Below are 25,251 nucleotides of genomic sequence, written 5' to 3' on the forward strand. Positions count from 1 at the left end.
TAGTATGAGTAAATACGACTAAGAAAATTTGAGGAGCGCGTATAGAACTCGTCGAGGCGGGAACAACTATCTATGTACAAAGAGAGCGTCTCTGAGACGCTCACACGTTGTGAAGGAGTGATCGTTATGGCAAGCATGGTTCCTTACGATCGTTACGCGCGAGCGCTGCGCACCTGGCCGTTCGGAGGCTTGGGTGACTTCTTTGAGGCACCCATCGAGTCCCTGTCGGCCCCCGGCTCGACGTTCAAGATGAACGTCGAGGACGCGGACGACAAGTACGTGGTCACCGCCGAGCTTCCGGGCGTCAAGCGCGACGAGATTGACGTTGAGCTTAACGAGGGCCGTCTCTCCATCGGCGTCCAGAAGAAGGAGAGCGACGAGGACAAGGGCAAGAATTACCTCTACAAGGAGAGCAGCGAGTGGAGCGCCACGCGTGGCGTCTACCTTAAGGATGCGGCCGTCGCGGGGCTGACGGCAAAGCTCGAGGGCGGCGTTCTTACGGTGAACGTTCCCAAGCAGGCCGAGCAGGCCAACGTCACCAAGGTCTCCATCGACTAGCTCGGAATTGCGCTATGAGGTTCTAGCGGGCCGGTGCCTTCGGGTACCGGCCCGCTCTTTGCGCGTGCGGCTACCAGATAGAAAGAGGGCGGTCCTGCGCGGCGGCGCAGATGCTCAGATGCCCATCGGGGGTGCGCGCCTGGGTGGCCACGTCGTTTATGGGCTCGGCCCCTGTTGCCTCGGCGAGCGCGCGCACGCAGACGCTCGGGCGGTTGTTCTTTTGCGAGAGGTGCATGGCCACCACGGTCTCGGTGTCCTTGCCCACGAGCTGGCCGAGCGCCTCTGCGGCCTGGTCGTTGGAGAGGTGTCCCCGCGTTCCGCCCACGCGCTGCTTGAGGTAGCCCGGATAGGGACCCGCGGCCAACATGCGCTCGTCGTGGTTGGACTCGAGCGCAAGGATGCGCACGTTGGAGAGGGACTCGAGGGCCTCGTCGCCCAGCACGCCCGTGTCCGTGCAAAATCCGAGCGCGTCGTCGGACGTCGAGAAGCGAAATCCCATGGGGTCGGCCACGTCGTGCGAGGTGGGGAACGTCCGTATCTGCATGCCGGCGAGTTCCAGGGTGTCCGAGTGCCCCACGAGCGTGAAGGGGAGCTTGGAGAGGAAGGGGCGCGCAGCCACGGTGCCGGCAGTGGCGACGAGCGCGCCGTCAAAGTGGTTGCAGAAGACCGTGAGGCCGCCCACGTGATCGGTGTGCTCGTGCGTGAGCAGCACGGCCTCTATGCGGCTCATGTCAAGTCCCAGCTCGTCGGCGCGCGCGAACAGCGCGCGGCGTGAGATGCCGCAGTCCACGAGCACGGAGCCTTGGGGTCCCTCGACCACCGCCGCGTTGCCCTTTGATCCGCTGACAAGGACGTGCAGGTGAATCTGGGGGGTCATGTGGTTTGATAACCCTTCAAAAGAGAAGTCATCCATTTTGGTTCCTCTATACGAAGAGACTGATCGGATTCGATTTCTTGAATACGATCATTGTATTGCCGTATCAGTATAGAGACGCCAGTCCCAATGCCAGCGGAACTGTATAGAGCAAGCTCCTCGATGTTGGTCCCCACGTAAGTTTCGATACCTTGGACTTGGACGCGAGCGCTCATCCCCTCCGATTCAAAGAGGACACGTGCAAAGATGACCTTTTCGTCAGGGACAAGGACAACAGGCCTGAATTCATTTACAAGGTTCTCTTGACAGCGCTGAGCAAGCTTTGTCATAGGAGAAATGGTTACATGAAATGCGGTATCTCCAATTTAAAAGTCTCCTTCGCGATTAGTTTGTTCGTCAGCAGCGGTCGCGTTGTCGCGCCCAATCTCTGCTTCGGGGAAGCGAAGCTCAAGCTTTGCTCCAACAAGATGCTGGGCAACCAGTCCAGTGGGCTTATCGTTGCGCGCGTCAGCAACATCAAGAATATCACGAATAATTGATAATACAGGCTTTGAGGAATCAAAATCAACTTTTAATCGCTGTTTAGAAAAGAGGTTAAACCAGATGGCACCTTGGAGCTGAGCGTATTCCGCCCCGGTCATCCAACGGATTTTGAGGTTCCCCCGGCCCGCCATTACGACAGCCTGTCTAGAGGATCCTCCGCGCGCGGTTCTTAAGCATCCCGCAATGTCATCCCCTCGAATTTCCCAGTGAGATACTCCCGAGCGGGTGCGTCGATAGGCGGTTCGAAAAATGAATGCGTCGCCCCCCCACAAGCCCACGCAACCGGTCTGCCTGTACGTGAGAGAGTGAATCAATGAAACGCACTTTTCTCTCGGTGGACCACCAAGCGTCGGTTGTCTTTGGCGCTTCCAGCGCAATGGCCGAAAAGCCACTTGAGAGCAGGGGAGGATACTCAGGCAAGGATGTGACATGTGTACGAAGAGAAGGGTCTGAATGTATCCAGGCGACTCGATCGGGCCGAAGAGATGAGCTGAGTAAATCAGGAGAATCTACGGGGAACCGCAGGCCGATGATAAACAGCCTTGGACGAGACTGAGGAACCCACCTTCGCGCATCGATTTCTAGTGCGTCGACAGAATATCCCAGTTCATTAAATATGCTAACTATAGTGCGAAAATCATTGCCATCATGAGACGAGGCAAGACCAGTAACATTTTCAAGCACCAATGCGCTGGGGCGTTTGTCTTTAGGCATCATCTCAATGATATGGGTGAATCCAGAGAACGCGCCTGACTCCCTCCCGTCAGCAAGGCCTTCGCGCCTTCCTGCAAGAGAGAGATCAGTACAGAGGCTCGACGCCCAAGCGATGTCAGCCTGGGGGACACTCAGGGGATCAACTTGATGGACGTTCTCATGATGGAGCTCGGAACCCCCCATTGCTGCTGATACATTGCACACTTGGTGGAGTCAAAGTCGTTTGTCCAGATGGTGTTTACCCCAGCCTGCTCCAGCCCTGTTCGAGCGAGCCCGATGCCCGAGAAGAATTCTAGTGCGGTGAGTTTATTTCCGAATGAAATGACTTTGCCCAAAGACATATACAACCCTCCGCGTATCCTATGCCATAGTATGGTGCATCTCTAGGACAATAATAGTGGGCTCGAGTTGATACACTGAGACGCGCAGAGATGATGCTGGAGGTGACACCTATGCCGAGTGTTTCTCGCCGCTACGCAACGGGCCAGAACCGCTTTGAGCGCCCGAGCGGGCGCGCCAATAACGAGCTTGCCGCTCCCGTGGTCCTCATGGTCTCGGGTGGGGCAGACTCCACGGCCCTTCTGGTCCTGGCGGTGACCTCCACGCTTGACATCGACGACGGGCGCGGGCGCTCACGCATCGCCCGCGAGCGGCTCCACGTGTTGCACGTGAATCATGAGCTGCGCGGCATTGACGCCGAGGAGGACGAGGAGTTCGTCAGCGATCTGGCCCGACGCTATGGCATCCCCTGCACGATCCGTCGCGTCGACATAGCCGCGCGCGCCGCGTCGACCGACGGCAACGTGGAGAATGCGGGACGCATCGTGCGCTACGCGGAGGCGGCGCGCCTTGCCAACGAGCTGTCTGCGTCGTTTGGCACGCCGCGCTCGGCGGCGCGCATCCTCACGGCCCACACGGCCGACGACCGCGCCGAGACCTTCTTCATGAATGCGATTCGGGGGACGGGCGCCGCGGGCCTCTCATCGATCCCCCGTCGCCGCAACCGCATCGTGCGGCCGCTTTTGGACTGCGCGCACAACGAGCTCTGCGACCTCTTGCGCATGCGCGGAATCGTCTGGCGTGAGGACGAGGGCAACGCAAATACGCGCTATCTGCGTGCCTTCGTGCGCCACGAGGTCATGCCCGTCGTGGAGCATCGTAACCCGCACGTCGTGGCGAGCCTGGCCAATACCTGCGACATTCTCTCCGACGAGGACGCCTACCTCACGTCCGTGGCCGCGCGGACCCTGCGCAAGCTCGTGCGCAGGGAGGGCCTTGGTCTCGTGGTCATTGACGCGGCCCGCCTTGCGGCGACGGAGGTCGCCCTCGCGCGCCGCATGGTGCGCCAGGCGCTGCTTGGCGTCTGCTCCGAACTGCGTCTCGAGGCGCGGCACGTGGCCCGTGTGCTCGAGCTGGTCGCGGCGGGTGAGGGGGCGACCACGGTCCCTTTGGGCGTCGAGGCGCGCGTGGAGCACGGGCTTCTGGTCATACGGTCCAGGCAGGCGCTTCCTGCGGCTGTGGCCGCGTGGCTGGAGGTGCCCGGACGTCTTCCCCTGTCCGACGGCCGCGTGCTCGCGGCACGCCTGCATCTGGTGCCGCCGGGCGACGTCTGCGCCTATGCGCGCTCCCATGCCCTCGAGTGGGTCGGCCAGTCCGTCCTGCTTGACGCCGCGGCCGTCGGCATCGACCCCGTCCAGGGGGGCAGGCTCTGGGTCGACGTTGCCCATGCGGGCGACGTCTTGTGCCCCCTGGGGATGCACGGCCAGTCCAAGAAGCTCTCGGACCTGCTCGGCGAGGCCCACGTGCCCGTTGAGGAGCGCCCCCTGGTCCCCATCGTGCGTACGTCGCCCACCGGCGCGGTCGTGTGGGTGGCGGGGATTCGCGCGGACGAGCGCGCAAAGTGCGTCCCCGCTACGTCTCAGCTGCTAGAATTGAGCCTTCTACCAGCACCGTAGCGAGCATGCGCTATGCTGGGAAAGTCAAAAAAAGGGCCTGCCGCGCGCCGCGTGGCACGTCAGAGGGGAGCACCATGGAGTCACTGCACCCGGATGTCAAGAAGATTCTGCTCAGCAAGGATGACATCCACGACATCGTCGCCCGCATGGGAGCCCAGATTACGGCTGACTATGCCGACAAGAACCCGCTCATCGTGGCCGTGCTGCGCGGGGCCGTGGTCTTCACCGCAGACCTCATGCGCGAGATAGACTGTCCCCTGGCCATCGACTTCATGGCCGTGTCAAGCTACGGAGAGGGCTTCAAGAGCTCCGGTGTCGTGCGCATCGTCAAGGACCTGGACACCAAGATTGAGGGTCGCAACGTCCTTATCGTCGAGGATATCCTGGACTCGGGCCTCACCCTCTCCTACCTCATGCGCATGCTCGAGAACCGCAACCCGGCCTCCGTGGAGGTTGCGGCGTTTCTCGTCAAGGACGTCGAGGGCAACACGCCGGCCGTCACCCCGCGCTACGTGGGTGCCCACGTGCCTGACGAGTTCATCGTGGGCTACGGGCTCGACTTCTCGGAGCGCTATCGCAACCTTCCCTACATTGGCATCCTCAAGCCCGAGGCCTATAAGAAGTAAAGCGGCCCTTCACAAGGGTTGTCTCACACGGGATGCGAGGAGCTAGCGTGCCAGACAAGAACACTTCCGACCACACCCCCCTTCCCGGGGGAAAGGGCAGCCCCGACCAGCAGCAGCGCTCCGCCGTGCTCTCGCTGCTCGTCGTTGCCGCGATCGTCGTCTACCTGCTCTTTACGATGGGGGGAAACCTCTTCCCCAGTGCGTCTCCCCCTGACGTGCTGGCCACCAACGAGTTCGTGAGCGCCGTCGAGGCGGGGCGGGTCACGAGCGTCACGTACAAGACCGACGACGGCAGCGTCTCGGGCACCTACGAGGTCGACGATGACGCCCACGACTATAAGAGCGTCTACGTGGGCTCCGACTCGCTGGCCGCCCTCATGGCCTCGCACCCCAACGTCACCTATCGCATCGACACGAGCTCGTCGGCGATGCTCGAGACCATCCTGCTCTCCGTGGTGCCCACGGTCCTGCTCGTGGGGGTCTTCATCTTCTACATGCGGCGCATGTCCAGCCAGAACGACAAGACGATGTCGTTCGCCAAGACCAAGGCCCTCACCACCGAGAGAGAGCGGCCCAAGGTCAAGTTCTCCGACGTTGCGGGCATCGACGAGGCCGTCGAGGAGCTCCAGGAGGTGCGCGACTTCCTCTCCGATCCCGAGCGCTATCACAAGATGGGCGCGCGCATCCCTCACGGCGTGCTGCTCGTGGGACCCCCAGGCACGGGCAAGACGCTTCTGGCCAAAGCCGTGGCCGGCGAGGCGGGCGTGCCGTTCTACTCCATCTCCGGCTCCGACTTCGTGGAGATGTTCGTGGGCGTGGGCGCGAGTCGCGTGCGCGACCTCTTCAAGCAGGCCAAGGAGTCCGCCCCCTGCATCGTCTTCATCGACGAGATCGACGCCGTGGGCCGCCAGCGCGGTGCCGGCCTGGGCGGCGGCCACGACGAGCGCGAGCAGACCCTGAACCAGCTGCTGGTCGAGATGGACGGCTTCGAGGACAACTCATCCGTCATCCTCATTGCCGCTACGAACCGCCCCGACGTCCTTGACCCTGCCCTTCTGAGGCCGGGCCGCTTCGACCGTCGGGTGACGGTGGACCGTCCCGACGTGCGCGGTCGCGAGCAGATCCTGCAGGTCCACGCGGCGGGCAAGCCCTTTGCCGACGACGTTGACTTCGAGCGGCTCTCCAAGGTCACGGCGGGCTTCACGGGTGCCGACCTTGCCAACCTCATCAACGAGGCGGCCCTGCTCTCTGCGCGTCAGCGCAAGGAGAAGATCGACCAGAGCGAGGTCGAGGAGGCCATGGAGCGCGTCATGGCCGGCCCCGAGCGCAAGAGCCGCCTGATCACCCAGAAGGAGCGTCGCATCATCGCTTATCACGAGAGCGGCCACGCCCTCGTGGGCCACGTGCTCGAGAACTCCGATCCCATTCACAAGATCTCGATCATCAGCCGTGGTCAGGCGCTCGGCTACACCATGCAGGTGCCCGAGGAGGACCACTTCCTGGAGACGCGTAGCGGCATGCTCGACCAAATCGCGGTGCTCTTGGGCGGCCGCACCTCCGAGGAGCTCTTCTGCGACGACGTCACCACAGGTGCCTCCAACGACCTCGAGCGCGCTACCAAGCTCGCACGCACCATGGTCATGCGTCATGGCATGAGCGAGCAGCTGGGCACGCAGGTCTTTGGCGAGGCGCAGCACGAGGTGTTTCTCGGCAGGGACTACGCTGAGCGTCAGGACTACTCCGCCGAGACGGCTAAGCGCATCGACGACGAGGTCGAGCGCATCATGCGGGGGGCCCACGAGCGAGCGCGCACGGTGCTGGAGGCGCGGCGTGCGCAGATGGACACGATGGCCCGGGTGCTGCTCGAGCGCGAAACCGTCGAGGGCGAGGCCGTCGCAGCCCTGCTGGACGGAACGTGGGACGAATACCTTGCGGCACATCACGGGGAGCATGATTCTACGAGAAGCGCTGAGTAGCTCGTCAAGAGAATGGCAGAATCCGAAGGGCCCGCATATACGGGCCCTTTTTATGACTAGGGGGTAGATTTCTGCCCTTATTTTTCTCCTAGAAGAGGGAATTTCTTATCTGTGAGTAAAAAGTGACTATACCCCTCATCATAAATGTATAACTTGCACGATAAAATGCATTAAAATAACGGCGATTTTCTCGGATTGAATGACCCACTAGTTAAAATATATGCAGGTAGAATACTATAAATAAACTTGTTAGTAGATTAACGTTAATGCTAGTGTCTGTATATATCAGGGGGTATGTTACTACGCATGCCCTTCGATTTCTTTTTGTAGGGGAGGTGCCGGCACCTATGGCGCGCAAGGTCAAGTTTCATGTCTCGCTCGATATCTTCATCAACGAGAGCGACCTCGCCCTGCTTCACCTCCTGGGAAGGCTCTCGCCGGTCGCCACGGGCCCCGTCTCGCTCACGGCGCGCGCCCTCTCCAACGAGCTGCAGCTCAGCCTTGCTACGGTTCGTCGCTCTTGTCGGGTCCTTGTGGACAGGGGCCTCATCATCGTGCGCGGCGTGCGCCGGCGCGACGGTGGACGTGACGCCAACACCTATGAGATCACGGTCCTGGGTCGCGAGGTCCTCTCCCTTCAGGGCTCCATGCGCCCCCAGCGCCTACCCTTGCACGACCCCTCCTCCTCGCATCGCGACTGAGCTGCTCGTCTGTCACGCGAGTACAATGGGGCGCAGCAGCGTGCGTGCGGCCCGGCCGCAGAAGGGGAGAAGCCCGTGCCGATCAACCAACAGAGCTACGCCTATGGGACGCAGAAGTCCTCCATCCGAGAGATTGCGGCCTACGCCGGTGAGCGCAAGGCGCAGATCGGCGCGGAGAACGTCTTTGATTTCTCGCTCGGCAACCCCTCGGTTCCCGCCCCGGATGCCGTGCGCGCATCCATCGAGAAGAGCCTTGCCCTGCCGCCCACCCAGCTTCACGGCTACACGCCTGCTTCGGGCCTGCCCGTTGCGCGCGCGGCCGTGGCGGCGAGCCTGCGCCGCCGCTTTGGCGAGGACGCTGCGCGCGCGGAGGACGTCTACCTGACCTGTGGGGCCGCGGCCTCGCTCTCCATTAGCTTTCACGCGCTGCTCAGGGCCGGTGACGAGGTCATCGTAATCGCCCCGTACTTCCCCGAGTACCGCGTCTGGATAGAGGCGGCGGGTGTCACCTGCGTTGAGGTCCTGGCCGACCAGAAGACCTTCCAGATCGACGTGGCGGCCGTCGAGCGCGCCCTGACGCCGCGCACCCGCGCGATTATCGTGAACTCACCCAACAACCCCGTGGGATCGGTCTATGCGTCCGCAAACCTCACGGCGCTTGCGGACGTTTTGCGTGCTGCCGAGAAGCGCCTGGGAATCGAGGTCACGCTCGTCTCCGACGAGCCCTACCGCGAGATCACCTACGGCGTCGAGGTTCCCTGGGTGCCGGCTCTCTACGGGCGCACGGTCGTGTGCTACTCGTACTCCAAGGCGCTCTCCTTGCCGGGCGAGCGCATCGGGTGGGTCCTCGTGCCGCCCACGAGCCCCGAGCACGACGAGCTCGTGGGTGCCGTGGCGGGGGCCGGCCGCAAGCTGGGCTTCGTCTGCGCGCCGGCGCTCTTCCAGCGCGTGCTCGTGGACTGCGTGGACGTGCCCTCGGACGTCGAGGCTTACGCCCAGAATCGTCGCGCGCTCACGGAGGGCCTCACGCGCCTGGGCTACGAGTTCGTGGAGCCTGACGGTGCGTTCTACCTGTGGGTCAAAGCTCTGGAGCCCAATGCGCAGGCCTTCTTTGAACGGGCTCGAGCCCTTGAGCTGCTTCCGGTTCCGTCCGACTCCTTTGGTTGCCCCGGCTGGGTGCGCGTGGGCTACTGCGTCTCGCGCGAGATCATCGTGAACTCGCTGCCGGCGTGGGAGAAGCTGGCGCAGAGCTACCGGTAGGAAGGACGAGCATGATTCGCATTTCCTGTGACATCCACACGCACACGCTCTTCTCGCGTCATGCCTACTCCACCGTCGAGGAGGACGTGTGGGCCGCGGCCGACCAGGACTTCGAGCTCTTGGGCGTCACCGACCACTTCTCGGACATGCTGTTCGAGGAGCAGACGCTCAAAAACTTCCAGTTCTTCACCAACCTGGACGTCTGGCCGCGCTCGTGGCATGGCGTGAGACTGCTGCGCGGCTGCGAGGTCGACATCGTCGACGGGCAGGGGAACCTCTTTGGGCATGACGTCAGGGTCGATCGGCAGATCTCCGACACGCCGATGCGCGAGCGCAGCCTCAAGGAGCTTGTCTTCGACCACTGCGACTACGCGATCGCGAGCGTGCACAACCGCACGTTCACGCGTGATGCCTCTCCCGCCCAAAACGCCCAGATGTACATCCACGCGCTCGAGGACCCCAAGGTGCTCGTCTTGGGTCACGTGGGGCGCTCGCACGTGGACTTCGAGCTCGACCCCGTGCTCGAGGCCGCGCGCGACATGGGCAAGCTGATCGAGATCAACGAGTCGAGCCTTGCGGGGCACAACCGCGAGCGCTCGCTCGAGCCCTGCACGCACGTGGCCGAGCGCTGTGCCGAGCTGGGCTGCAAGGTCTCGTTTGGCAGCGACGCCCACATCTGCACGGACGTGGGACGCTATCTCAAGGTGAAGCGCCTGCTGGAGAGCATCGACTTCCCCCAGGCGCTCGTGGCGTGCAGCGACGCCGAGGCGCTTCTCGGCGCGATGGGCCGCGCGGGATTTGACGCTTCCGCGTAAGGCCCGCCGGTTGCCGCCCAGCTCCTCGCCGCCCGGCCTTCCGGCCATCCGGTTTCTCGCCAGTCGCTCAGCGCCCGGCCCCTGGACACCTTCTGGATCGGGGCGCTATTTTTATGCACCTGCGAGAAGGTGGCGTCAAAGCGCTTTCTCGCTCTGACGTTTTCCCTGTTGACGCTCCTGAGAGTGCCGAGAAGAACGCGCCCACATCAAAAGAGCGCCCGATCCTTGGCGGGGCTGTCGGCGGAGGGAGCGAGGTCACTTCCAGGGGGGCGAAGCCCCTCCTACAGCGTGATGGCGAGCTCGACGGGGCAGTGGTCGCTCCCGTAGACCTCGTTCAGGATCGAGGCGCTCGTCACGCGGCTCGCGATGTCGTTGGAGACCAGGAAGTAGTCGATGCGCCAGCCCGCGTTGTTCTTGCGCGCGTTGAAGCGGTAGCTCCACCAGCTGTAGGCGCCCGTCAGGCCGGGGTGGCGCGCGCGGAAGGTATCGGTGAAGCCCGCGTCAAGAAGGCGCGTGAAGCTCTCGCGCTCCTCGTCCGAGAACCCCGCGTTTCCGCGGTTGGGACCGGGGTTCTTGAGGTCGATCTCCTGGTGGGCCACGTTGAAGTCGCCGCAGGTCACCACGGGCTTGTCGGCAGCAAGCTCCGTGAGGAAGGCGCGATAGGTCGCGTCCCAGGCAAGGCGCGTGTCTAGGCGCGCGAGCTCGCCCTGGGAGTTGGGCGTGTAGACGTCCACGAACCAATAGGTATCGAACTCCAGCGCGCAGACGCGTCCCTCGTCGTCTGCGGCCGGTGCGCCTATCTGCCTGATGACACGCAGGGGCTCCTCGCGCGAGAAGACCGCGGTGCCCGAGTAGCCCCTGCGCTCCGCGTAGTTCCACGTCTGATAGTAGCCGGGGAGTACGAGGTCAATCTGTCCCTCCTGGAGCTTGGTCTCCTGGATGGCGAAGACGTCCGCGTTTGCGGTCTCGACCACCTCCACGAAGCTCGGGTCCTTCTTTGCGACGGCGCGCAGGCCGTTGACGTTCCAGGAAACGAGCCTCAGCTCGCGAGTGTCTGTGGGCACGATACTCTCCGTTCGACAGTTCATTAACGCGCACCAGTGTACCTTGCCGCGCGGGCGCCCCCTTCGGTTTTGGGTTTCGCAGGGTGAGACCTACTCGATTGTGACGTAGCCGTCGGGCTCGGCGGGCGTCTCGGGGCCCGCAGGGGGTCCTGCGTCGGGAGCGCCAAAGAGGAACTCGCGCCAGCGGCCGATCTCCTTGACCCCCTGCGCGTGCCCCGCCTCGTAGGCGGCCGCGAGCTTCTTGGGACTGGTCGTGGTGCTGGAGACGGGCATCTCGTCAGGGTAGACGATGAGGGCGCGCCCCTCTTCGGCCAGCTCCTCGACGTGCTCGAGCGCAGCGTTGTAGCGTTCCCATCGGGTGAGCAGCGCGTTTCTTAGGTAGGGATGGTCCTTGGCGACGCGCGCGTACATGCGTCGCTCGCCGTTTGTGGGGGCCTCCTTGCGGTAGCCACACGGCCGGGAGGCTACGAAGAAGAAGCGCTTGAAGCCGTCGTCTTCGGCCATGCAGATGGGAATGCCGGCCCCCGTCCCCATGCCGCCGTCGTAGAGCACCCGGCCGTCTATGGGCAAAGGCGTCATGGCCCCCGGCAGGGTCGAGCTGGCGCGTACGAGGTTGATTGTCCTGACGAGGTCGCTCATATCCTTGCGACAAAAGCATACCGTGCGACCGGTGTCGCGCTCGAAGGCCTGGATGCGCGCCCGTGCCGGGTTGGCGGAGAACGCCTCCCAGTCAAAGGGCAGAGCGTCGTCTGCGAGCGCTCCGGCATAGAGGGCGTCCGCGTCGAAGTAGCCCTTGCCGTGCAGAAGCGAGCGAATGCCCACGGCGTTGCGCGTGCGCTGGTCCACCATGAACGAGTCTCTCACGCGCCGACGGTCGCGTGAGAGATAGTTGATCGTGTTGCTCGCACCCGCCGAGAGGCCGCAGGCGTAGTCGAAGTAGATTCCCTGCTCCAGAAGGACGTTCGCAATGCCCGAGGTATAGCTCGCGCGATAGCCTCCCCCTTCGAACACGAGGGCGCAGTCGAATACGTTGTTGACGAGGGCTTCCATGGGACCTCCTCGGTACCTTGCCGTGCAGAATCATAGAAAATTTTACCTAGTATCCCACTTTGAACGCAGGTCAAAAATCACGCGGGAGAAAAACCACGCGCGGCGCATGGACTACCATGGCATACAACCCAGAAAAGGAGCAGCTATGGCACGCACGATTACCGATCCCGCAGAGGCCGCCTCGGAGCTCTCGAGGCGCTTCCCGCACGCTCATCGCGCGGTTTTCTTTGGCGGGGCGGGCGTCTCCACGGCAAGCGGCATTCCGGACTTTCGCAGCGCAGACGGCCTCTATCACCAGCACTTCTCCCACGAGCCCGAGGAGATGCTCGGGCATGACTTCTTCATGACGCACACCGCCGAGTTCTACGACTTCTATCGAGAGCGGATGATCGCGCCCGACGCGCGGCCCAATCGCGCGCATGAGAAGCTCGCCGAGCTCGAGGCCCAGGGGCACCTGGCGGCTGTGGTCACGCAGAACATCGACGGCCTGCACCAGATGGCGGGCTCGAAGCACGTCCTGGAGCTGCACGGCTCCGTTCATCGCAACATCTGCCAGGAGTGCGGCGCCACCTACTCGGCCGCGTGGGTCCTCGCGCACGAGGGCGTCCCCCACTGCGACGCCTGTGGCGGCCTCGTCAAGCCCGACGTGGTGCTCTATGGGGAGCAGCTCGACGAGCAGGTGCTTCTCGCCAGCGTTCGGGCCATCTCGGAGGCGGACCTCATGGTCATCGGAGGCACGTCGCTCGTGGTGTACCCCGCAGCAGGCCTTCTGGGCTACTTTGGCGGCTCCGAGCTCGTGGTGGTCAACCGCGACCCCACACCGGCCGACGGCAGGGCGGACCTCGTGTGCGCCTGCGACATAGCGCAGGCCTTCGACTTCTAGCTCGACTTCTAGAGCTGTTGAGAAGGACGCCCGCGTCCTCGCGCGGCGGGTACAATGAGACGCATGTGAAGAGGCTTGGAGAAGGGAAGGCCATGCTGAGAGAGAGCTACACCACCTGGAGATGCGGTGCGCACGAGATCTCGCTCTCCCGCCCGCGGATTATGGGCATCCTCAACGTGACGCCCGACTCCTTCTCTGACGGCGGGCAGAACCTCAACGCCAAGGCGGCCGTCGCGCGGGGCCTGGCCATGCTCGACGAGGGTGCCGACATCATCGACGTGGGCGGCGAGTCCACCCGTCCCGGTCATGTTGCCGTTTCCCCTCAGGAGGAAGCCGAGCGCATTGTGCCCGTGGTGCGCGCGCTCGTGGAGGAGGGTGCCATCGTCTCGGTGGACACGCGCCACGCGGACGTGGCCCGGATGTGCATGCGCCTGGGAGCCTCAATCGTGAATGACGTCACGGGCTTCACGGATTCCGATATGGTCAAGGTTGCCGCGGATACCTCCTGTGGTTGTGTGATTATGCATTGGGACCAGGACGAGGGGGGGCTGGGCACGCACGTTGCGCGCCGCCAGGTCCTTCTCGACGACAGCCGTCCCAACGGGTCCGCCGTGCCCCACCCCGTGACCTCGCAGCGGCGCTTCACCCTTCCCGAGGAGGCCCCCATCATGCGCCAGGTCATGGGCTTTTTGGGGGACCAGGCTCGCATTCTCCTGCGTGCCGGCGTCGCCCGAGAGCGCATCTGCCTGGATCCGGGCCCGGGCTTCAACAAGTATGCCGACGAGGATGTGGTCATCCAGCGCGCCACGCACTCCATGGTCTCGATGGGCTATCCGCTCCTGTGTGCCGTCTCACGCAAGCGCTTCGTGGGGGCCGTCTCGGGCGCGACTGACGTCACGTCGCGCGACGCGGCCACGGCTGGCATCTGTATCTCCGCCATCGACCAGGGCGCGCGCATCGTGCGCGTCCACAACGTGGCCGGCGTCTCGCAGGCCATAAACGCCTACTGGGCCGTCTCGCACAAGGACTCGCGTCAGGGGTTCGTCTCGCTTGGCTCGAACGTGGGCAACCGCGTCGCCAACCTTGCGCGCGCGGTGCAGCTCATCGACGAGATTCCGCTGACCTGCGTGGTCAACGCGAGCCATGCCTACGAGACCGAGCCTGCCTACGGCATCGCTACCCCGGTGGCCAACGCCGTGGCCGAGATTCGCACCGAGCTCCACCCCCTCGTGCTCATGGACAAGCTGCTCGAGGTCGAAGACTCCCTCGGACGCATCCGCGATGATGACCGGGACCCCAAGGAGGCCGGGAGCGGTCCGCGCACGATCGACTGCGACCTGGTCTGGATTGAGGGCGAGAGTCACGTGGGTGCCAAGCTCACGTTGCCGCATCCCCGCCTGGGGGAGCGCGACTACGTGATCGTGCCCATGGAGGACCTCATGCACGATCCCGAGCGCTTCCTCGCACATGCGGGCGTGCGGGTGGCTCCGCGCGAGGAGCGCGTGGGTCATGTGACCGCTGAGCTAGGAGAGGTCGTATGGGAGTAGAGGGAGATGCCGCGGACGCGACCGTGTCCGTGACGCTTCGCCCCCCGGTGCCCATGGGCTACTTCGGGGGCGTGCCCTTCGTGTGCGCGCTCGCGGTCTGCGAGGCACTGCGGGAGGCGGGTATCACCGAGGCGGGGGTGGCCTGGCCGTATGACGTAGTCACGCCCCAGGGGCCTCTTGCTGAGGTCCGTGTGCGTGCGGGCTACGACGAGGAGGGCATGTTCGCCGTCTGCAACGTCTTGATGAATGACGCTGCGGGTTTTGCCTCGGCAGTCAAGAAGGCCGTGCGCGCTCGCGTGGACGCCTGGGCGGCCTCCGTCTGTGCCAGCTGCGCGGCGGCGGGTCCGCTTGCGTCCGTGCTGTCGGACCTCTTCGACGCGATGCCGCTCATGGGCGCTCCGGTCGAGGTCGTGCGCTCCGGTCGCTCGTTGGGACGCGGCCTTCTCGGCGGGATGGACGTCTGGGGTCGTGTGACGGTGCACCTGGATGACGGGCGCACGCTCGAGCTCGCCCCCGAGCAGGGCGGGCTTCGCCCCGTCGGCGAGCAAGACTAGCTCCGACGGCTAGCTTCGGCGGTCCTGGTTCCGCTCGTTCTCCCGCAGCCAGATCTCTCGGATGCCGCGCAGCGTGAGGTCGGGGTCGATGGCATCAAAGAGGTCGGTCGCCTGCGCCACCGTGCGTGCGAGGCCACCCGTCCCCACCACGGTCGCCTCGGGTGCGCCCAGCTCGCTGCGGATGCGCCTGACGAGCCCCTCGGCCTGCGCGGCGGCACCCACCACCAGCCCTGACTGCAGGGCGGTCTCGGTCGAGTCCCCCAGCGCGTGCGCCGGGGCCTCCACGGACACGCTCGCGAGCTTGGCCGCCTTGGAGAAGAGCGCCTCCGCCGAGAGCATGAGGCCCGGGGAGATGGCCCCCCCACGATAGGCACCGGCCTGGTCGACCACGTCGATGTTGGTCGCGGTGCCAAAGTCCACCACGATGACGGGTACCCCATAGGTGGCGCGCGCGGCGATGGCGTTGGCGATGCGGTCGGCTCCCACCTGGAGCGGGTCGGGCATCGCGATGCTCATGCCATAGCCGTGGGCCGCACTCACGACAAGGGGCGTATGGCCCAGATGGTCCCCTAGACATTGGCGCCATCCGCGCTCGAGCGCGGGAACCACCGAGGCGACCCCCGCGTCGGTCACGCCCGCCAGGTCGAGGCCGTCCTTCGCAAAGTAGGCGTAGGTGTTCGCGTGCAGCGTGTCCGTGGTGTCGCTGGCGTTTGTCGCCATGCGCCAGCCGTGCACGAGCGCGCCGTCTGGGCCAAAGAGGCCGAGCGTGGTCTGCGTGTTGCCGACGTCGATGGCAAGGAACATGGGTGCCTCTTTCTCTGTCTGGGCGCATGCCCCCTGATTATCCCCAGCAGGAGACGTCTTCACAGATGTCCCATCGACTTTCTGATACAATCCAACAGTTTACGTGCCTCGTTCGGTTTCGAGGCGACCCCTGCCCTGGTCGGAAACCAGGGCCGATGCAGAGGAGCTTTGCCATGAAGCAAGGAATTCATCCCGACTATGTGGAGTGCACCGTTCGATGCACCTGCGGTAACACCTGGAAGACTCGCTCCACCAAGAGCGAGATTGTCGTAGACCTCTGCGACAAGTGCCACCCGTTCTACACGGGTCAGCAGAAGCTCGTCGACGCCGGTGGCCGCGTCCAGCGCTTCTCCAACAAGTTCGGTGGCGCCGCCGCGGCGCAGCTCAAGAAGGCCGAGGAGACCAAGGCCGCCAAGGCCGCCAAGGCTGCTGAGGAGGCCGCTGCCAAGAAGGCCGCCAAGGAGGCCAAGGCCGCCGAGAAGGCCAAGCGCGCAGCTGAGTTTGCCAAGAAGGCCGAAGTAGAGGTCGCTGCTGCCCCCGCTTTCGCCGAGGAGGCTCCTGCCGCGACTGCCGAGGCCACTGAGGCCGAGTAATCCTACCCACAAGCAACATCGAGGGCGCCCCGCAGAGAAGGCTCTGCGGGGCGCCCCTTTCATGCCGAAACGTTATGCCGGAACGCGCTCGAGTGGCCCTAAACCCGTGCTCTAAAAACGCGACCATACCCGAACGCCAAGTCCGGGGCCAAAACTCACCTAAAATCGGCGCTCGGGTATGGTCGGCAAAGGAGCAAGCACCACGCGCCTCTAGTCCGCCTGCTTCATCACGAAGAGGTCCGTGTAGACGAGCGTCTCGTCGTAGGGGATGAACAGGAACGAGCCAGTGTGCGGATAGGTGGTCTGCACCACGGCCACCGCGCGGTCCGGATCGTCCGACGAGCCAAAGCCCAGGGTGACGGTGACGGTGCCTCCCACATCCTCGGGGAGCGTCGCCACGAAGGCAAGATCGCTGCCGGTCGCCTCGTTGTAACCTCCCACGAGCGTGGCCGTGAAGAGCACGTCCTCAAAGGCGCTGTCTCCCTCGCAGCTCTGGGCGTCTTCGGAGGGGTGGTCGTGATAGTGAGCCAGGCCACTGATCGTGCCGGTGAGCTGGGCTCCGCTAGCGGTGACGCTGTTTGCGTCGATTGTGACCGTAAGGCCCGCGTCCCGTGCGGCCAGGCACTTGGTCCCATCGGTCTCCTGGCTCTGGAAGGTGCCCGTCCATGTGCCCTCAAGTGGATCAAAGGTGCGCGTCTTGGCGCTCTGGCTCACCGTGGCCTGGTCAATCTCCCATTGCCCGCTGGCCGGCCTAAAGGCGAAGGTGACGTTGAGCTGGCAGGTATAGGACTCGTAGGAGCTCGCCTTGACGCAGTTTATCTGCAGGGTGTCGGTCTGGGCGTCCTCGTCAAAGGACTCACGGGCAATCTTCACGTCGCTCGTGGCGTAGATGCTGGCAAGGCTCATCTCGTGGGGGGCGGAGTCGTCGTCCGAGTCAAGGGAGCTCTCGGCGCGCGTCAGCACGACGCTCAGGTTGTCCACGACTTTCTGCTGGTCAACGCCTGAGGTGGCGTGCCAGGCCACCTTCGCGTCGGTCTCGCCTCCGATTGCGACCCAGGCTCCGTCCACGTGCGCGTATCCCAGAGTCGCGGTCTTCTCGGCGCGCACGGCGTCGCTCGAGAACGTGACCAGGACGTTCGCGCTCGCGTAGCCGGAGGCCCCGAACTGGGCGTCGTTGCTGGTGATGGCCACCGCGGTCCGCTTGCTCGAGCGCACCTCGACGTCGCGTGCCACCAGGATGGCGTCCGGGCCAAAGGTACCGCTGGAGTAGGAGGGAGCACCCACGCGCTCAAGGGCGTCATCCGAGATGACCTTGGTGGAGGGGACGCTGCTGGCACGAGCGAAGGCGAGCGCCAGGAAGACGATGACAACTACGGCAAAAAGAGCTAGGGCGACAAAGGCGGCCCGGTGCTCGTTAGAAAAATGTTTGATGCGATTCGCGCGGCCTCGCAGATAGCTGCCGAGCGTCAGGGTCACGTCGTGCAGGTGGGGAGCATCCTCTTGGTCAGCAGGTCGTGCGGCCGTGGACTCCGCTTCAAGGAGGGGGTGCTCCTTGGTTGGCTGTGTGTCGGGAATGCGGGTAGTCTCTCCGGCGAGCGTGTCATCCGCGGCGGCGGGCCCTGCGTCGTCGCGTGCGCGATCCTTATTTTCTTGGGACTCTGACATGCGGCCTCCCTGTGGATGATGTCCTAGTGTCGCATATCGAGGGCGCGTCGTGGAGCGCCAAGCCCGCCCGTTCGAGCCTTTCGCAGACGGGGTATGATACTAAGGTTCACACGAGGGAGGACCGCATGTATCTGAGGTTTGACAAGCTCTAGCTCTGCCGGGCGCGCATAGCGTGTCCGTGACGGCTGCAAAAACTCAGACCAAGCGCTTCTACCCAAGGAGAAATCATGCAGGACAAGCTCATCAAAATCATCGAGGCCTACGAGGAGCTCGAGAAGAGGCTCATGGATCCGGACGTCGTCTCGGATCCCAAGGAGTACGCGCGCCTGGCCAAGGAACACGCCAACCAAGCCGAGCTCGTGGCCAAGGCACGTGAGTACCTCTCGGCCCTCGACGACATCGAGGCGGCCAAGGAGATGCTGCACGAGGCAGCGGACGCTGACGAGAAGGCCATGCTCCAGGATGACATAGCCTCCAACGAGGCCAAGCTCCCCGCCCTCGAGGACGACATCAAGGTCATGCTCATCCCCGGCGATCCCAACGACGAGAAGGACACGATCGTCGAGATCCGCGCTGGCGTGGGCGGCGACGAGGCGGCCATCTTTGCCGGGGACCTCTACAGGATGTACCAGCATCTCTGCGAGATGCGCGGGTGGAAGATCGAGGCTCTCTCCTCGAGCCCGTCGGAGGCTGGTGGCTTCAAGACCATCGAGTTCAAGGTCACGGGCGAGAAGGTCTACTCGATCCTTAAGTACGAGTCGGGCGTCCATCGCGTCCAGCGCGTCCCCAAGACCGAGAGCCAGGGCCGCATCCAGACCTCCACGGCCACCGTGGCCGTGCTCCCCGAGGCCGACGAGATAGACATCCAGATCAGCCAGGAGGACCTGCGCATCGACACCTACTGCGCCTCCGGCCCTGGCGGCCAGTGCGTCAACACCACCTACTCGGCGGTGCGCATCACCCACCTGCCCACCAATACCGTGGTCCAGTCGCAGGACCAGCGCTCGCAGATCCAGAACCGCGAGGTCTGCATGCAGATGTTGCGCGCCCGCCTCTACGAGAAGGAGCTCGAGCGCCAGCAGGCCGAGCAGGGCGCCGAGCGCCTCTCGCAGATCGGCCACGGCAACCGCTCCGAGAAGATTCGCACGTACAACCAGCCGCAGGATCGCGTGACTGATCACCGGATCGGCTTCAACGGAACCTATAACGGCGTCCTTCTGGGTGACACCCTGCCCAGCGTCATCGAGGCCCTCGCGGCCGCCGAGCGCGCCGAGAAGCTCGCCCAGGCAGTGTGAGCCCTGGGATATGATGCGGGCTACCAACCGGTCCGCGAGAGGGAAGGACGTGACTCGTGGCGCAAGAACCATGGACCACCAAGCGCATCCTCGACTGGACGAGCGGCTACCTCGAGCGTAAGGGAGACGAGCACCCGCGTCTCTCGGCGGAGTGGCTGCTCGCCGACGTCACGGGCCTCTCGCGCGTGGAGCTCTACGTCAACTTCGACCGGCCCCTCTCGCCCGATGAGCTCGCGTGCATGCACGCGGCAATCGAGCAACGTGCGGCTGGTGAGCCGCTCCAGTACGTGACCGGCGAGATGCCCTTTCGCCACATCGTCTTGCGCTGCGAGAAGGGCGTGCTCATCCCGCGTCCCGAGACGGAGATTCTTGTGGACGCGGCGCTTGAGGGCGTAGACCGCGCGGCGGACGTGGGCGCGGATCCCGCGCGCGTGCTCGAGGTGGGGACCGGCACCGGCTGCATCGCGCTCTCGATCGCCTCGGAGCGTCCTGGCACCGAGGTCGTGGCCACTGACCTCTCCGAGGAGGCCGTTCGCCTGGCCACGCGCAACTGCGAAGCGCTTGAGCTGGGCGAGGTCGTGAGCATCGTGCAAACGGACCTTGCCGCCGACGTTGACCCGTCGCTCATGGGGAGCTTCTCGGTGCTTGTCTGCAACCCACCGTACATTCCCACCTCGGTCCTCTCCGAGCAGGTGCCAGCTGAGGTGGTCGACCACGAGCCCGCGCTCGCCCTTGACGGCGGCTCCGACGGACTCGACGTCTATCGGCGCCTCCTGGGGCTGGCCCCCGTTGCGCTCGCACCGGGGGGCATGCTCGCCGTCGAGCTCTACGAGGGCTCGCTCGACGCTGCCGCCGCGCTCGCGCGAGCCCAGGGCGGCTGGGAGAGGGTCGAGATATGCGAGGACCTCACCCATCGCCCGCGCATTCTTGTGGCCGTCAGAAAGGCGGAGAAACGATGACCCCCGTGCTTTACGTGGACCAGAACAACCCCAGCCCCGAGGTCGTGGAGCAGGCTGCCAAGACCCTTCGCTCGCAAGGCGTGCTCGTGCTTCCCACCGACTCCGTCTACGGCCTCGCCTGTGCGGCCACGCCCGCAAATCCCGCTCACGGGCGCATCTTTGACATCAAGCACCGCGACCGCGCCCAGACGCTGCCGTGGTTCGTGGCGGACGCGTCTGACCTCGATCGCTACGGTGCCCAGGTGCCCGCGTGGGCCCATCGCCTTGCCGCGCGCTTCTGGCCGGGGGCTCTCACGCTCGTGGTGCGCGCCTCCTCGGAGGTCCCGCCCGAGTACGCGCATGCGTTCGATGGGGGGCCGTCCACCATCGCCCTGCGCGTTCCTGGCTCCGAGCTCGTGCGCGCCCTCGTGCGCGAGGTCGGGCCCCTTGCGCAGACGAGCGCCAACACGCACGGCCAGGCTTCAGCCACCTCCGGGGAAAGCGTCGAGCCCGCCATCGCCCGGGAGGCCGACCTCGTGCTCGACGGGGGGGCGGCGCCGCTTGCCGTGGCCTCCACGATCGTGGAGGCCACGGGTAAGGCCCCTCGCATCCTGCGCGAGGGCGCCCTCTCGGGGCACGAGGTCCTTCTCGCCGTGTGAGGGGCCCTGCGGCAGGGCGCGCCCGGCCATCGTGGTACTCTATGCAGTGGCCATGAAACGCCTGCGTCAAGGGAGAGAGCTCACATGCGCATTGCTATCGCGTCAGACCATGCCGGCTTCGTTCAGAAGGATCCTCTCGCCGAGTACCTGCGCTCCCAGGGTCACGAGGTCTTCGACCTAGGCCCCACGACGGACGCGCGCTGCGACTACCCCGACTTTGCCGATAAGGTCGCGCGCCTCGTGGCCTCAGGCGACGCCGAGCGCGGCGTTCTCATCTGCGGAACGGGCCTCGGGGTTGCCATGACCGCCGACAAGGTCCCCGGGGTGCGTGCGGTGCCCATCCAGACGACTCAGTTCGCCCGTCTGGCCCGCGAGCACAACGACGCCAACGTCATCGGCCTCTCGGGGCGCTTCGTCTCGCTCGAGGACAACGAGCAGATTCTTGACACCTTCCTTACCACCTCGTTTGCGGGTGGTCGTCACGCCGGTCGCGTCGAGAAGATCATGCGCGAGGACGACGCGGACTTTCCCGGCGTTCCCGCCGGCTTCGGTCGCTAGTCTGCGGCCGTCCTGTCTGCAGGGTCCCTGCGGCCAAGGGCCGTGGGCCCGTCACTTCGAGGAGGCTTCCATGTTCGACGAGCACCTGAGGGCATCCGACCCCGAGATCTTCTCCGCCGTCCACGACGAGCTGCGCCGCGAGCGCTCCTCGATCGAGCTCATCGCCTCGGAGAACTTCGTCTCCTTGGCGGTCATGGAGGCCGTGGGGTCGCCCCTCACCAACAAGTACGCCGAGGGGCTGCCCGCAAAGCGCTACTACGGCGGCTGCTGGGCCGTGGACGAGGTCGAGAACCTCGCGCGCGACCGCGCCTGCCAGCTCTTTGACGCGGGCTTCTCCAACGTGCAGCCGCACTCCGGTGCCCAGGCCAACTATGCCGCCCTGGCCGCGCTCGCCAAGCCCGGCGACACCATCATGGGAATGGCGCTCGACAACGGCGGCCACCTCACGCACGGCTCGCCGGCCAACTTCTCCGGCAAGCTCTACCAGGTGGTCTCCTACGGCGTCGACCAGAAGACCGAGCGCATCGACTACGACACCGTGGCCGAGCTGGCTAACAAGCACCACCCCAAGGTCATCATCGCCGGTGCCTCCGCCTACCCCCGCACGATTGACTTCGAGCGCTTCGCTCAGATCGCCCACGACGTGGACGCCTACCTCATCGTGGACATGGCCCACATCGCGGGCCTCGTGGCCACGGGGCGCCACCCGTCTCCGATTCCTTACGCGGACGTGGTGACCACGACCACGCACAAGACGCTGCGTGGCCCGCGCGGCGGCCTCATCCTGGCAAACGACCCCGACCTTGCCAAGCGGCTCAACTCGTCGGTCTTCCCCGGAACGCAGGGAGGCCCGCTCGAGCACGTCATCGCCGGCAAGGCCGTGGCCCTGAAGGAGGCCCTCGCGCCGAGCTTCGCCGACTACACGGACGCCGTCCTGGTCAACGCGCGGGCGCTCGGACGGGGCATGGAGTCCCGGGGCCTGCGCCTGGTCTCCGGCGGGACCGACAACCATCTGCTGCTCGTTGACCTCACACCGGCCGGCGACGTTACGGGCAAGGATGCCGAGCACGCCCTCGACGCCACGGGCATCACGGTCAACAAGAACACGATTCCCGGAGAGACGCGCTCCCCGTTTGTCACGAGCGGGATTCGCGTGGGATCGGCGGCCGTCACCACACGCGGCTTTACCGAGGCCGAGTGTGAGCGCGTGGGCGAGCTTATCGGGGCCGTCGTGAGCAGCCCTGCCAATGAGGAGCTGGCCGAGAGGACTCGTCTCGAGGTTCGCGAGCTGCTCGAGGGGCACCCCCTATACCCTGAGCTCGGTTAGAAAGAGCAAGGCCCCTCGGGGCCGGAGAGGAAATTCACATGGCAGAAGAGTTCGATCCAAAGCGCTTCATGGTGATCAACCACCCCCTCGTGGAGCACAAGCTTCACATCCTGCGCGACCAGCGGACGGCCACCAAGCAGTTCCGCGAGCTGGTGAACGAGCTTGCCATCTTCGAGGGCTACGAGGCCATGCGTGACTTCCCCCTCGAGGACGTCCAGGTCACCACCCCGCTCGAGACGACCACCTGTCGGCGCCTCTCCGGCAAGAAGGTCGCCATCATCCCGATCCTGCGTGCCGGCCTGGGCATGGTCGACGGCATCCTCCAGCTCGTCCCGTCCGCTCGCGTGGGGCACGTGGGGATGTATCGCGACCCGGAGACCCACGAGCCGCACCAGTACTACTGCAAGTTCCCCGCCGACATCGAGAACCGCATCTGCCTGATCGTGGATCCCATGCTCGCCACCGGTGGCTCGCTCACGGCTGCCATCAAGTTCCTGCGCGACGCGGGCGTGCGCGACATCCGCTGCCTCACGCTCGTCTCGGCTCCCGAGGGCGTGCGCGCCACGCTTGACTTTGACCCGGACGTGCGCCTCTACACCTGCGCCCTCGACCGTGAGCTCAACGAGAACGCCTACATCCTTCCCGGTCTGGGTGACGCAGGCGACCGCATCTACGGCACAAAGTAGGGCGGTGCCCGGGAGCGCCGTCACTCCCGGGCGAAATGTGATGAAACTAAGACGGTCTCGGCTCTGCTGGCTTGCATTCAAAAATGGTTTCACTAGACTAGTCGCGCTCTTGAAAACCGTCCTTGAGGAGGGCTCATGGACTTCTCGACGGCCATCGTCGCCGGGGGCATCTGTGGGCTCGTGGGGTGCGTGACACCCGCCGTTGTGTTTGAGCGGGCTCTCAGGCCGGGTACAAGGGTGAGCATGAGCGCCGGGATCGCCAGCATCATGGTCTCGTTTCTGGTACTGTCAGGGGTCCTGCTCGTGGTGTACCTCGTCACGGACACGGGGCTTCTGGAGTTTGGGTGTGCGATGGTTGCCTCCTTTCTGCTCTTCTGGGCAGTGGAAGCACTAAGGGCCTGGCGAGCTGCCAATGGCAGGGCGCAGGGCTGAGAGGAGGATGGACGAGCGTGAGCAATCCGCTGGACAGTCTCAGCACCGAGGTGAACGATCTCGTCTCGAGCTTCAAGTCCCAGGCAATCTTTGGAAACTTGGACACGGTCGGCTTCACCCAGTACTCGTTCTGGTTCGCCGTCGCCCTGATCGTGCTTCTCGTGGCTCTCTTCGCGTTTAAGAAGCGGCAGCAGAAGGGCCTCGTGCCCCAGGGCTTCTTTGTCAACGGCGTCGAGTGGGGCATCGAGTTCATCCGTGACGACATGTGCAAGGGCCTGCTCGGAGACACCTGGAAGAAGCACTTCCCCTTCATCGCCTCGATTTTCCTCGTGGTCCTGATTAACAACATCATCGGGGTCATTCCGGGCATGAAGCCGGGTACGGGCACCATCTCCACCACGGGCGCCCTTGCGCTCTGCTCGTTCGTCTACTTCATCTCCTGTGGCATCAAGAAGCACGGGACGCTCGGCTACGTCAAGAGTCTCGCCCCCGCCGGCGTGACCTTTCCGCTGAACGCACTCGTCTGGCTCATTGAGGTCTTCTCCACGATTCTGCGCCTGATCACGCTCGCTGTGCGACTCTTCTGCAACCTCTTTGCCGGCCACGTCGTCATGGGCACCTTTGCGATTCTGGCATCCCTCTTCTTCGAGCCTCTGCTGCAGGCGGTCTCGCTGGCTACGATCGCGCAGGCGGGCGCCTCGGTTCTGTGGGTGGGCATTCTGCTCATCATCTACGCGGTGGAGCTTCTGGTCGCGGTCATCCAGGCCTACGTCTTCGCGCTTCTCACGGCCGTCTACGTTCAGATCGCCGAGTCCGACGAGGGTTAGCACCCAAGCAATTCGCGGGCACGCCCGCAGTGCATAGCAGTACGTCACATGGTTAAACGCGCCCCGGAGAAGAAGCAGGGTGAGGGGCGTATGACAAAGGAGGAACAGTGGGAGCTCTTGGTGTCATTGGGTATGGTCTCGGCGTTATCGGCGCGGGGCTGGGCATCGGTCTGGCCGCCTACGGTGTCGCGCAGGGCATGGCTCGTCAGCCTGAGGTCCAGGGTCGTCTCTTTACGGTCTTCATCCTGGGCTCGGCCTTCGTCGAGGCACTCGCCCTCATCGGCTTTGTCGTCAGCCTCATCGTCAAGTAAGACGCTGTCGGCAGAACACCGCGAGTTGGAGGCACG

At 64.5% G+C, this 25,251-nt stretch carries 27 protein-coding genes and 1 pseudogene; 20 read left to right on the forward strand and 8 right to left on the reverse strand.

Annotated elements, in window-relative coordinates; genetic code table 11:
• Nucleotides 1–126: 126 nt before the first annotated feature.
• Nucleotides 127–558, forward strand: coding sequence for an Hsp20/alpha crystallin family protein (locus tag INP52_RS00500; protein WP_194371476.1), 432 nt, complete (start codon nucleotides 127–129; stop codon nucleotides 556–558).
• A 70-nt stretch (nucleotides 559–628) separates the two neighbouring features.
• Here the strand turns inward: INP52_RS00500 and INP52_RS00505 are convergent, their stop codons facing one another.
• From INP52_RS00505 to INP52_RS10105, 4 genes and pseudogenes are all read right to left on the reverse strand, one after another.
• Entirely contained in the window at nucleotides 629–1,435 is an 807-nt protein-coding gene (locus INP52_RS00505; RefSeq protein ID WP_194371478.1) for an MBL fold metallo-hydrolase, read from the reverse strand.
• Nucleotides 1,432–2,106 (reverse strand): annotated as a pseudogene (locus INP52_RS00510) (DUF4928 family protein). Before INP52_RS00510 ends, INP52_RS00505 begins: the two are co-directional and overlap by 4 nt.
• A gap of 55 nt (nucleotides 2,107–2,161) precedes the next feature.
• On the reverse strand, nucleotides 2,162–2,872 hold the full coding sequence (locus INP52_RS10100) for a DNA cytosine methyltransferase (RefSeq protein ID WP_194371479.1): 711 nt from the start codon (nucleotides 2,870–2,872) through the stop codon (nucleotides 2,162–2,164).
• The gene (locus INP52_RS10105; protein WP_408647681.1) at nucleotides 2,821–3,030 is read right to left on the reverse strand and encodes a DNA cytosine methyltransferase; all 210 of its coding nucleotides are present in this window, start codon (nucleotides 3,028–3,030) and stop codon (nucleotides 2,821–2,823) included. Before INP52_RS10105 ends, INP52_RS10100 begins: the two co-directional genes overlap by 52 nt.
• A 111-nt stretch (nucleotides 3,031–3,141) precedes the next feature.
• Here INP52_RS10105 and tilS point away from each other — a divergent pair, with 111 nt between their 5' ends.
• The 6 genes from tilS (at nucleotide 3,142) to INP52_RS00550 (ending at nucleotide 10,022) form a co-directional block, all read left to right on the forward strand.
• Nucleotides 3,142–4,644, forward strand: coding sequence for a tRNA lysidine(34) synthetase TilS (tilS, locus tag INP52_RS00525; RefSeq protein WP_194371481.1), 1,503 nt, complete (start codon nucleotides 3,142–3,144; stop codon nucleotides 4,642–4,644).
• Nucleotides 4,645–4,718: 74 nt separating this feature from the next.
• Nucleotides 4,719–5,270, forward strand: coding sequence for a hypoxanthine phosphoribosyltransferase (hpt, locus tag INP52_RS00530; RefSeq protein ID WP_194371482.1), 552 nt, complete (start codon nucleotides 4,719–4,721; stop codon nucleotides 5,268–5,270).
• 32 nt (nucleotides 5,271–5,302) lie between these two features.
• Complete coding sequence (gene ftsH / locus INP52_RS00535; RefSeq protein ID WP_194371483.1) at nucleotides 5,303–7,246, forward strand: ATP-dependent zinc metalloprotease FtsH; 1,944 nt, start codon at nucleotides 5,303–5,305, stop codon at nucleotides 7,244–7,246.
• 347 nt (nucleotides 7,247–7,593) lie between these two features.
• The gene (locus tag INP52_RS00540) at nucleotides 7,594–7,947 is read left to right on the forward strand and encodes a GntR family transcriptional regulator (RefSeq protein WP_194371484.1); all 354 of its coding nucleotides are present in this window, start codon (nucleotides 7,594–7,596) and stop codon (nucleotides 7,945–7,947) included.
• A 75-nt stretch (nucleotides 7,948–8,022) separates the two neighbouring features.
• Nucleotides 8,023–9,207 carry a pyridoxal phosphate-dependent aminotransferase gene (locus tag INP52_RS00545; RefSeq protein ID WP_194371485.1) on the forward strand — a complete coding sequence of 395 codons (1,185 nt, stop codon included), beginning with the start codon at nucleotides 8,023–8,025 and terminating at the stop codon, nucleotides 9,205–9,207.
• Nucleotides 9,208–9,218: 11 nt separating this feature from the next.
• Complete coding sequence (locus tag INP52_RS00550; protein WP_228478354.1) at nucleotides 9,219–10,022, forward strand: PHP domain-containing protein; 804 nt, start codon at nucleotides 9,219–9,221, stop codon at nucleotides 10,020–10,022.
• Nucleotides 10,023–10,303: 281 nt separating this feature from the next.
• Here the strand turns inward: INP52_RS00550 and INP52_RS00555 are convergent, their stop codons facing one another.
• Both INP52_RS00555 and INP52_RS00560 read right to left on the reverse strand, forming a co-directional pair.
• Complete coding sequence (locus INP52_RS00555; protein WP_408647682.1) at nucleotides 10,304–11,086, reverse strand: exodeoxyribonuclease III; 783 nt, start codon at nucleotides 11,084–11,086, stop codon at nucleotides 10,304–10,306.
• Between the two features lie 90 nt (nucleotides 11,087–11,176).
• A complete protein-coding gene (locus INP52_RS00560; RefSeq protein ID WP_194371489.1) occupies nucleotides 11,177–12,136 on the reverse strand; it encodes a patatin-like phospholipase family protein in 960 nt (319 codons plus the stop codon).
• Nucleotides 12,137–12,281: 145 nt separating this feature from the next.
• On the opposite strand from INP52_RS00560, the gene INP52_RS00565 reads away from it, so the two are divergent.
• From INP52_RS00565 to INP52_RS00575, 3 genes are all read left to right on the forward strand, one after another.
• Entirely contained in the window at nucleotides 12,282–13,019 is a 738-nt protein-coding gene (locus tag INP52_RS00565; RefSeq protein ID WP_194371491.1) for an NAD-dependent protein deacylase, read from the forward strand.
• A 92-nt stretch (nucleotides 13,020–13,111) separates the two neighbouring features.
• The gene (gene folP, locus INP52_RS00570; RefSeq protein WP_194371493.1) at nucleotides 13,112–14,566 is read left to right on the forward strand and encodes a dihydropteroate synthase; all 1,455 of its coding nucleotides are present in this window, start codon (nucleotides 13,112–13,114) and stop codon (nucleotides 14,564–14,566) included.
• Nucleotides 14,557–15,120, forward strand: coding sequence for a hypothetical protein (locus INP52_RS00575; protein WP_194371495.1), 564 nt, complete (start codon nucleotides 14,557–14,559; stop codon nucleotides 15,118–15,120). Before folP ends, INP52_RS00575 begins: the two co-directional genes overlap by 10 nt.
• 9 nt (nucleotides 15,121–15,129) lie before the next feature.
• Here the strand turns inward: INP52_RS00575 and INP52_RS00580 are convergent, their stop codons facing one another.
• Nucleotides 15,130–15,924 carry a type III pantothenate kinase gene (locus INP52_RS00580; RefSeq protein ID WP_194371497.1) on the reverse strand — a complete coding sequence of 265 codons (795 nt, stop codon included), beginning with the start codon at nucleotides 15,922–15,924 and terminating at the stop codon, nucleotides 15,130–15,132.
• A gap of 173 nt (nucleotides 15,925–16,097) precedes the next feature.
• On the opposite strand from INP52_RS00580, the gene rpmE reads away from it, so the two are divergent.
• On the forward strand, nucleotides 16,098–16,517 hold the full coding sequence (gene rpmE, locus INP52_RS00585; RefSeq protein WP_194371499.1) for a 50S ribosomal protein L31: 420 nt from the start codon (nucleotides 16,098–16,100) through the stop codon (nucleotides 16,515–16,517).
• Between the two features lie 210 nt (nucleotides 16,518–16,727).
• On the opposite strand, the gene INP52_RS00590 is transcribed toward rpmE, so the two are convergent.
• Complete coding sequence (locus tag INP52_RS00590; protein ID WP_194371501.1) at nucleotides 16,728–18,182, reverse strand: hypothetical protein; 1,455 nt, start codon at nucleotides 18,180–18,182, stop codon at nucleotides 16,728–16,730.
• Nucleotides 18,183–18,409: 227 nt separating this feature from the next.
• Here INP52_RS00590 and prfA point away from each other — a divergent pair, with 227 nt between their 5' ends.
• From prfA to atpE, 9 genes are all read left to right on the forward strand, one after another.
• Complete coding sequence (gene prfA, locus INP52_RS00595; RefSeq protein WP_194371503.1) at nucleotides 18,410–19,477, forward strand: peptide chain release factor 1; 1,068 nt, start codon at nucleotides 18,410–18,412, stop codon at nucleotides 19,475–19,477.
• Between the two features lie 56 nt (nucleotides 19,478–19,533).
• A complete protein-coding gene (prmC, locus tag INP52_RS00600) occupies nucleotides 19,534–20,436 on the forward strand; it encodes a peptide chain release factor N(5)-glutamine methyltransferase (protein ID WP_194371505.1) in 903 nt (300 codons plus the stop codon).
• Nucleotides 20,433–21,074, forward strand: a complete 642-nt coding sequence (locus INP52_RS00605) for an L-threonylcarbamoyladenylate synthase (RefSeq protein ID WP_194371506.1) — start codon at nucleotides 20,433–20,435, stop codon at nucleotides 21,072–21,074. The genes prmC and INP52_RS00605 overlap by 4 nt, the downstream gene beginning before the upstream one ends.
• 84 nt (nucleotides 21,075–21,158) lie before the next feature.
• Complete coding sequence (gene rpiB / locus INP52_RS00610) at nucleotides 21,159–21,632, forward strand: ribose 5-phosphate isomerase B (RefSeq protein ID WP_194371507.1); 474 nt, start codon at nucleotides 21,159–21,161, stop codon at nucleotides 21,630–21,632.
• 70 nt (nucleotides 21,633–21,702) lie between these two features.
• Entirely contained in the window at nucleotides 21,703–22,959 is a 1,257-nt protein-coding gene (gene glyA, locus INP52_RS00615; protein ID WP_194371508.1) for a serine hydroxymethyltransferase, read from the forward strand.
• 38 nt (nucleotides 22,960–22,997) lie between these two features.
• A complete protein-coding gene (gene upp / locus INP52_RS00620; protein WP_194371509.1) occupies nucleotides 22,998–23,645 on the forward strand; it encodes a uracil phosphoribosyltransferase in 648 nt (215 codons plus the stop codon).
• Nucleotides 23,646–23,780: 135 nt separating this feature from the next.
• Nucleotides 23,781–24,077 (forward strand): hypothetical protein, encoded by a 297-nt coding sequence (locus INP52_RS00625; RefSeq protein ID WP_194371510.1) that lies wholly within the window; start codon nucleotides 23,781–23,783, stop codon nucleotides 24,075–24,077.
• A 17-nt stretch (nucleotides 24,078–24,094) separates the two neighbouring features.
• On the forward strand, nucleotides 24,095–24,904 hold the full coding sequence (gene atpB, locus INP52_RS00630) for a F0F1 ATP synthase subunit A (RefSeq protein ID WP_194371511.1): 810 nt from the start codon (nucleotides 24,095–24,097) through the stop codon (nucleotides 24,902–24,904).
• Between the two features lie 107 nt (nucleotides 24,905–25,011).
• Complete coding sequence (gene atpE, locus INP52_RS00635; RefSeq protein WP_194371512.1) at nucleotides 25,012–25,215, forward strand: ATP synthase F0 subunit C; 204 nt, start codon at nucleotides 25,012–25,014, stop codon at nucleotides 25,213–25,215.
• Nucleotides 25,216–25,251: the final 36 nt, after the last annotated feature.

Source organism: Thermophilibacter immobilis, from assembly GCF_015277515.1.
GTDB lineage: Bacteria > Actinomycetota > Coriobacteriia > Coriobacteriales > Atopobiaceae > Thermophilibacter > Thermophilibacter immobilis.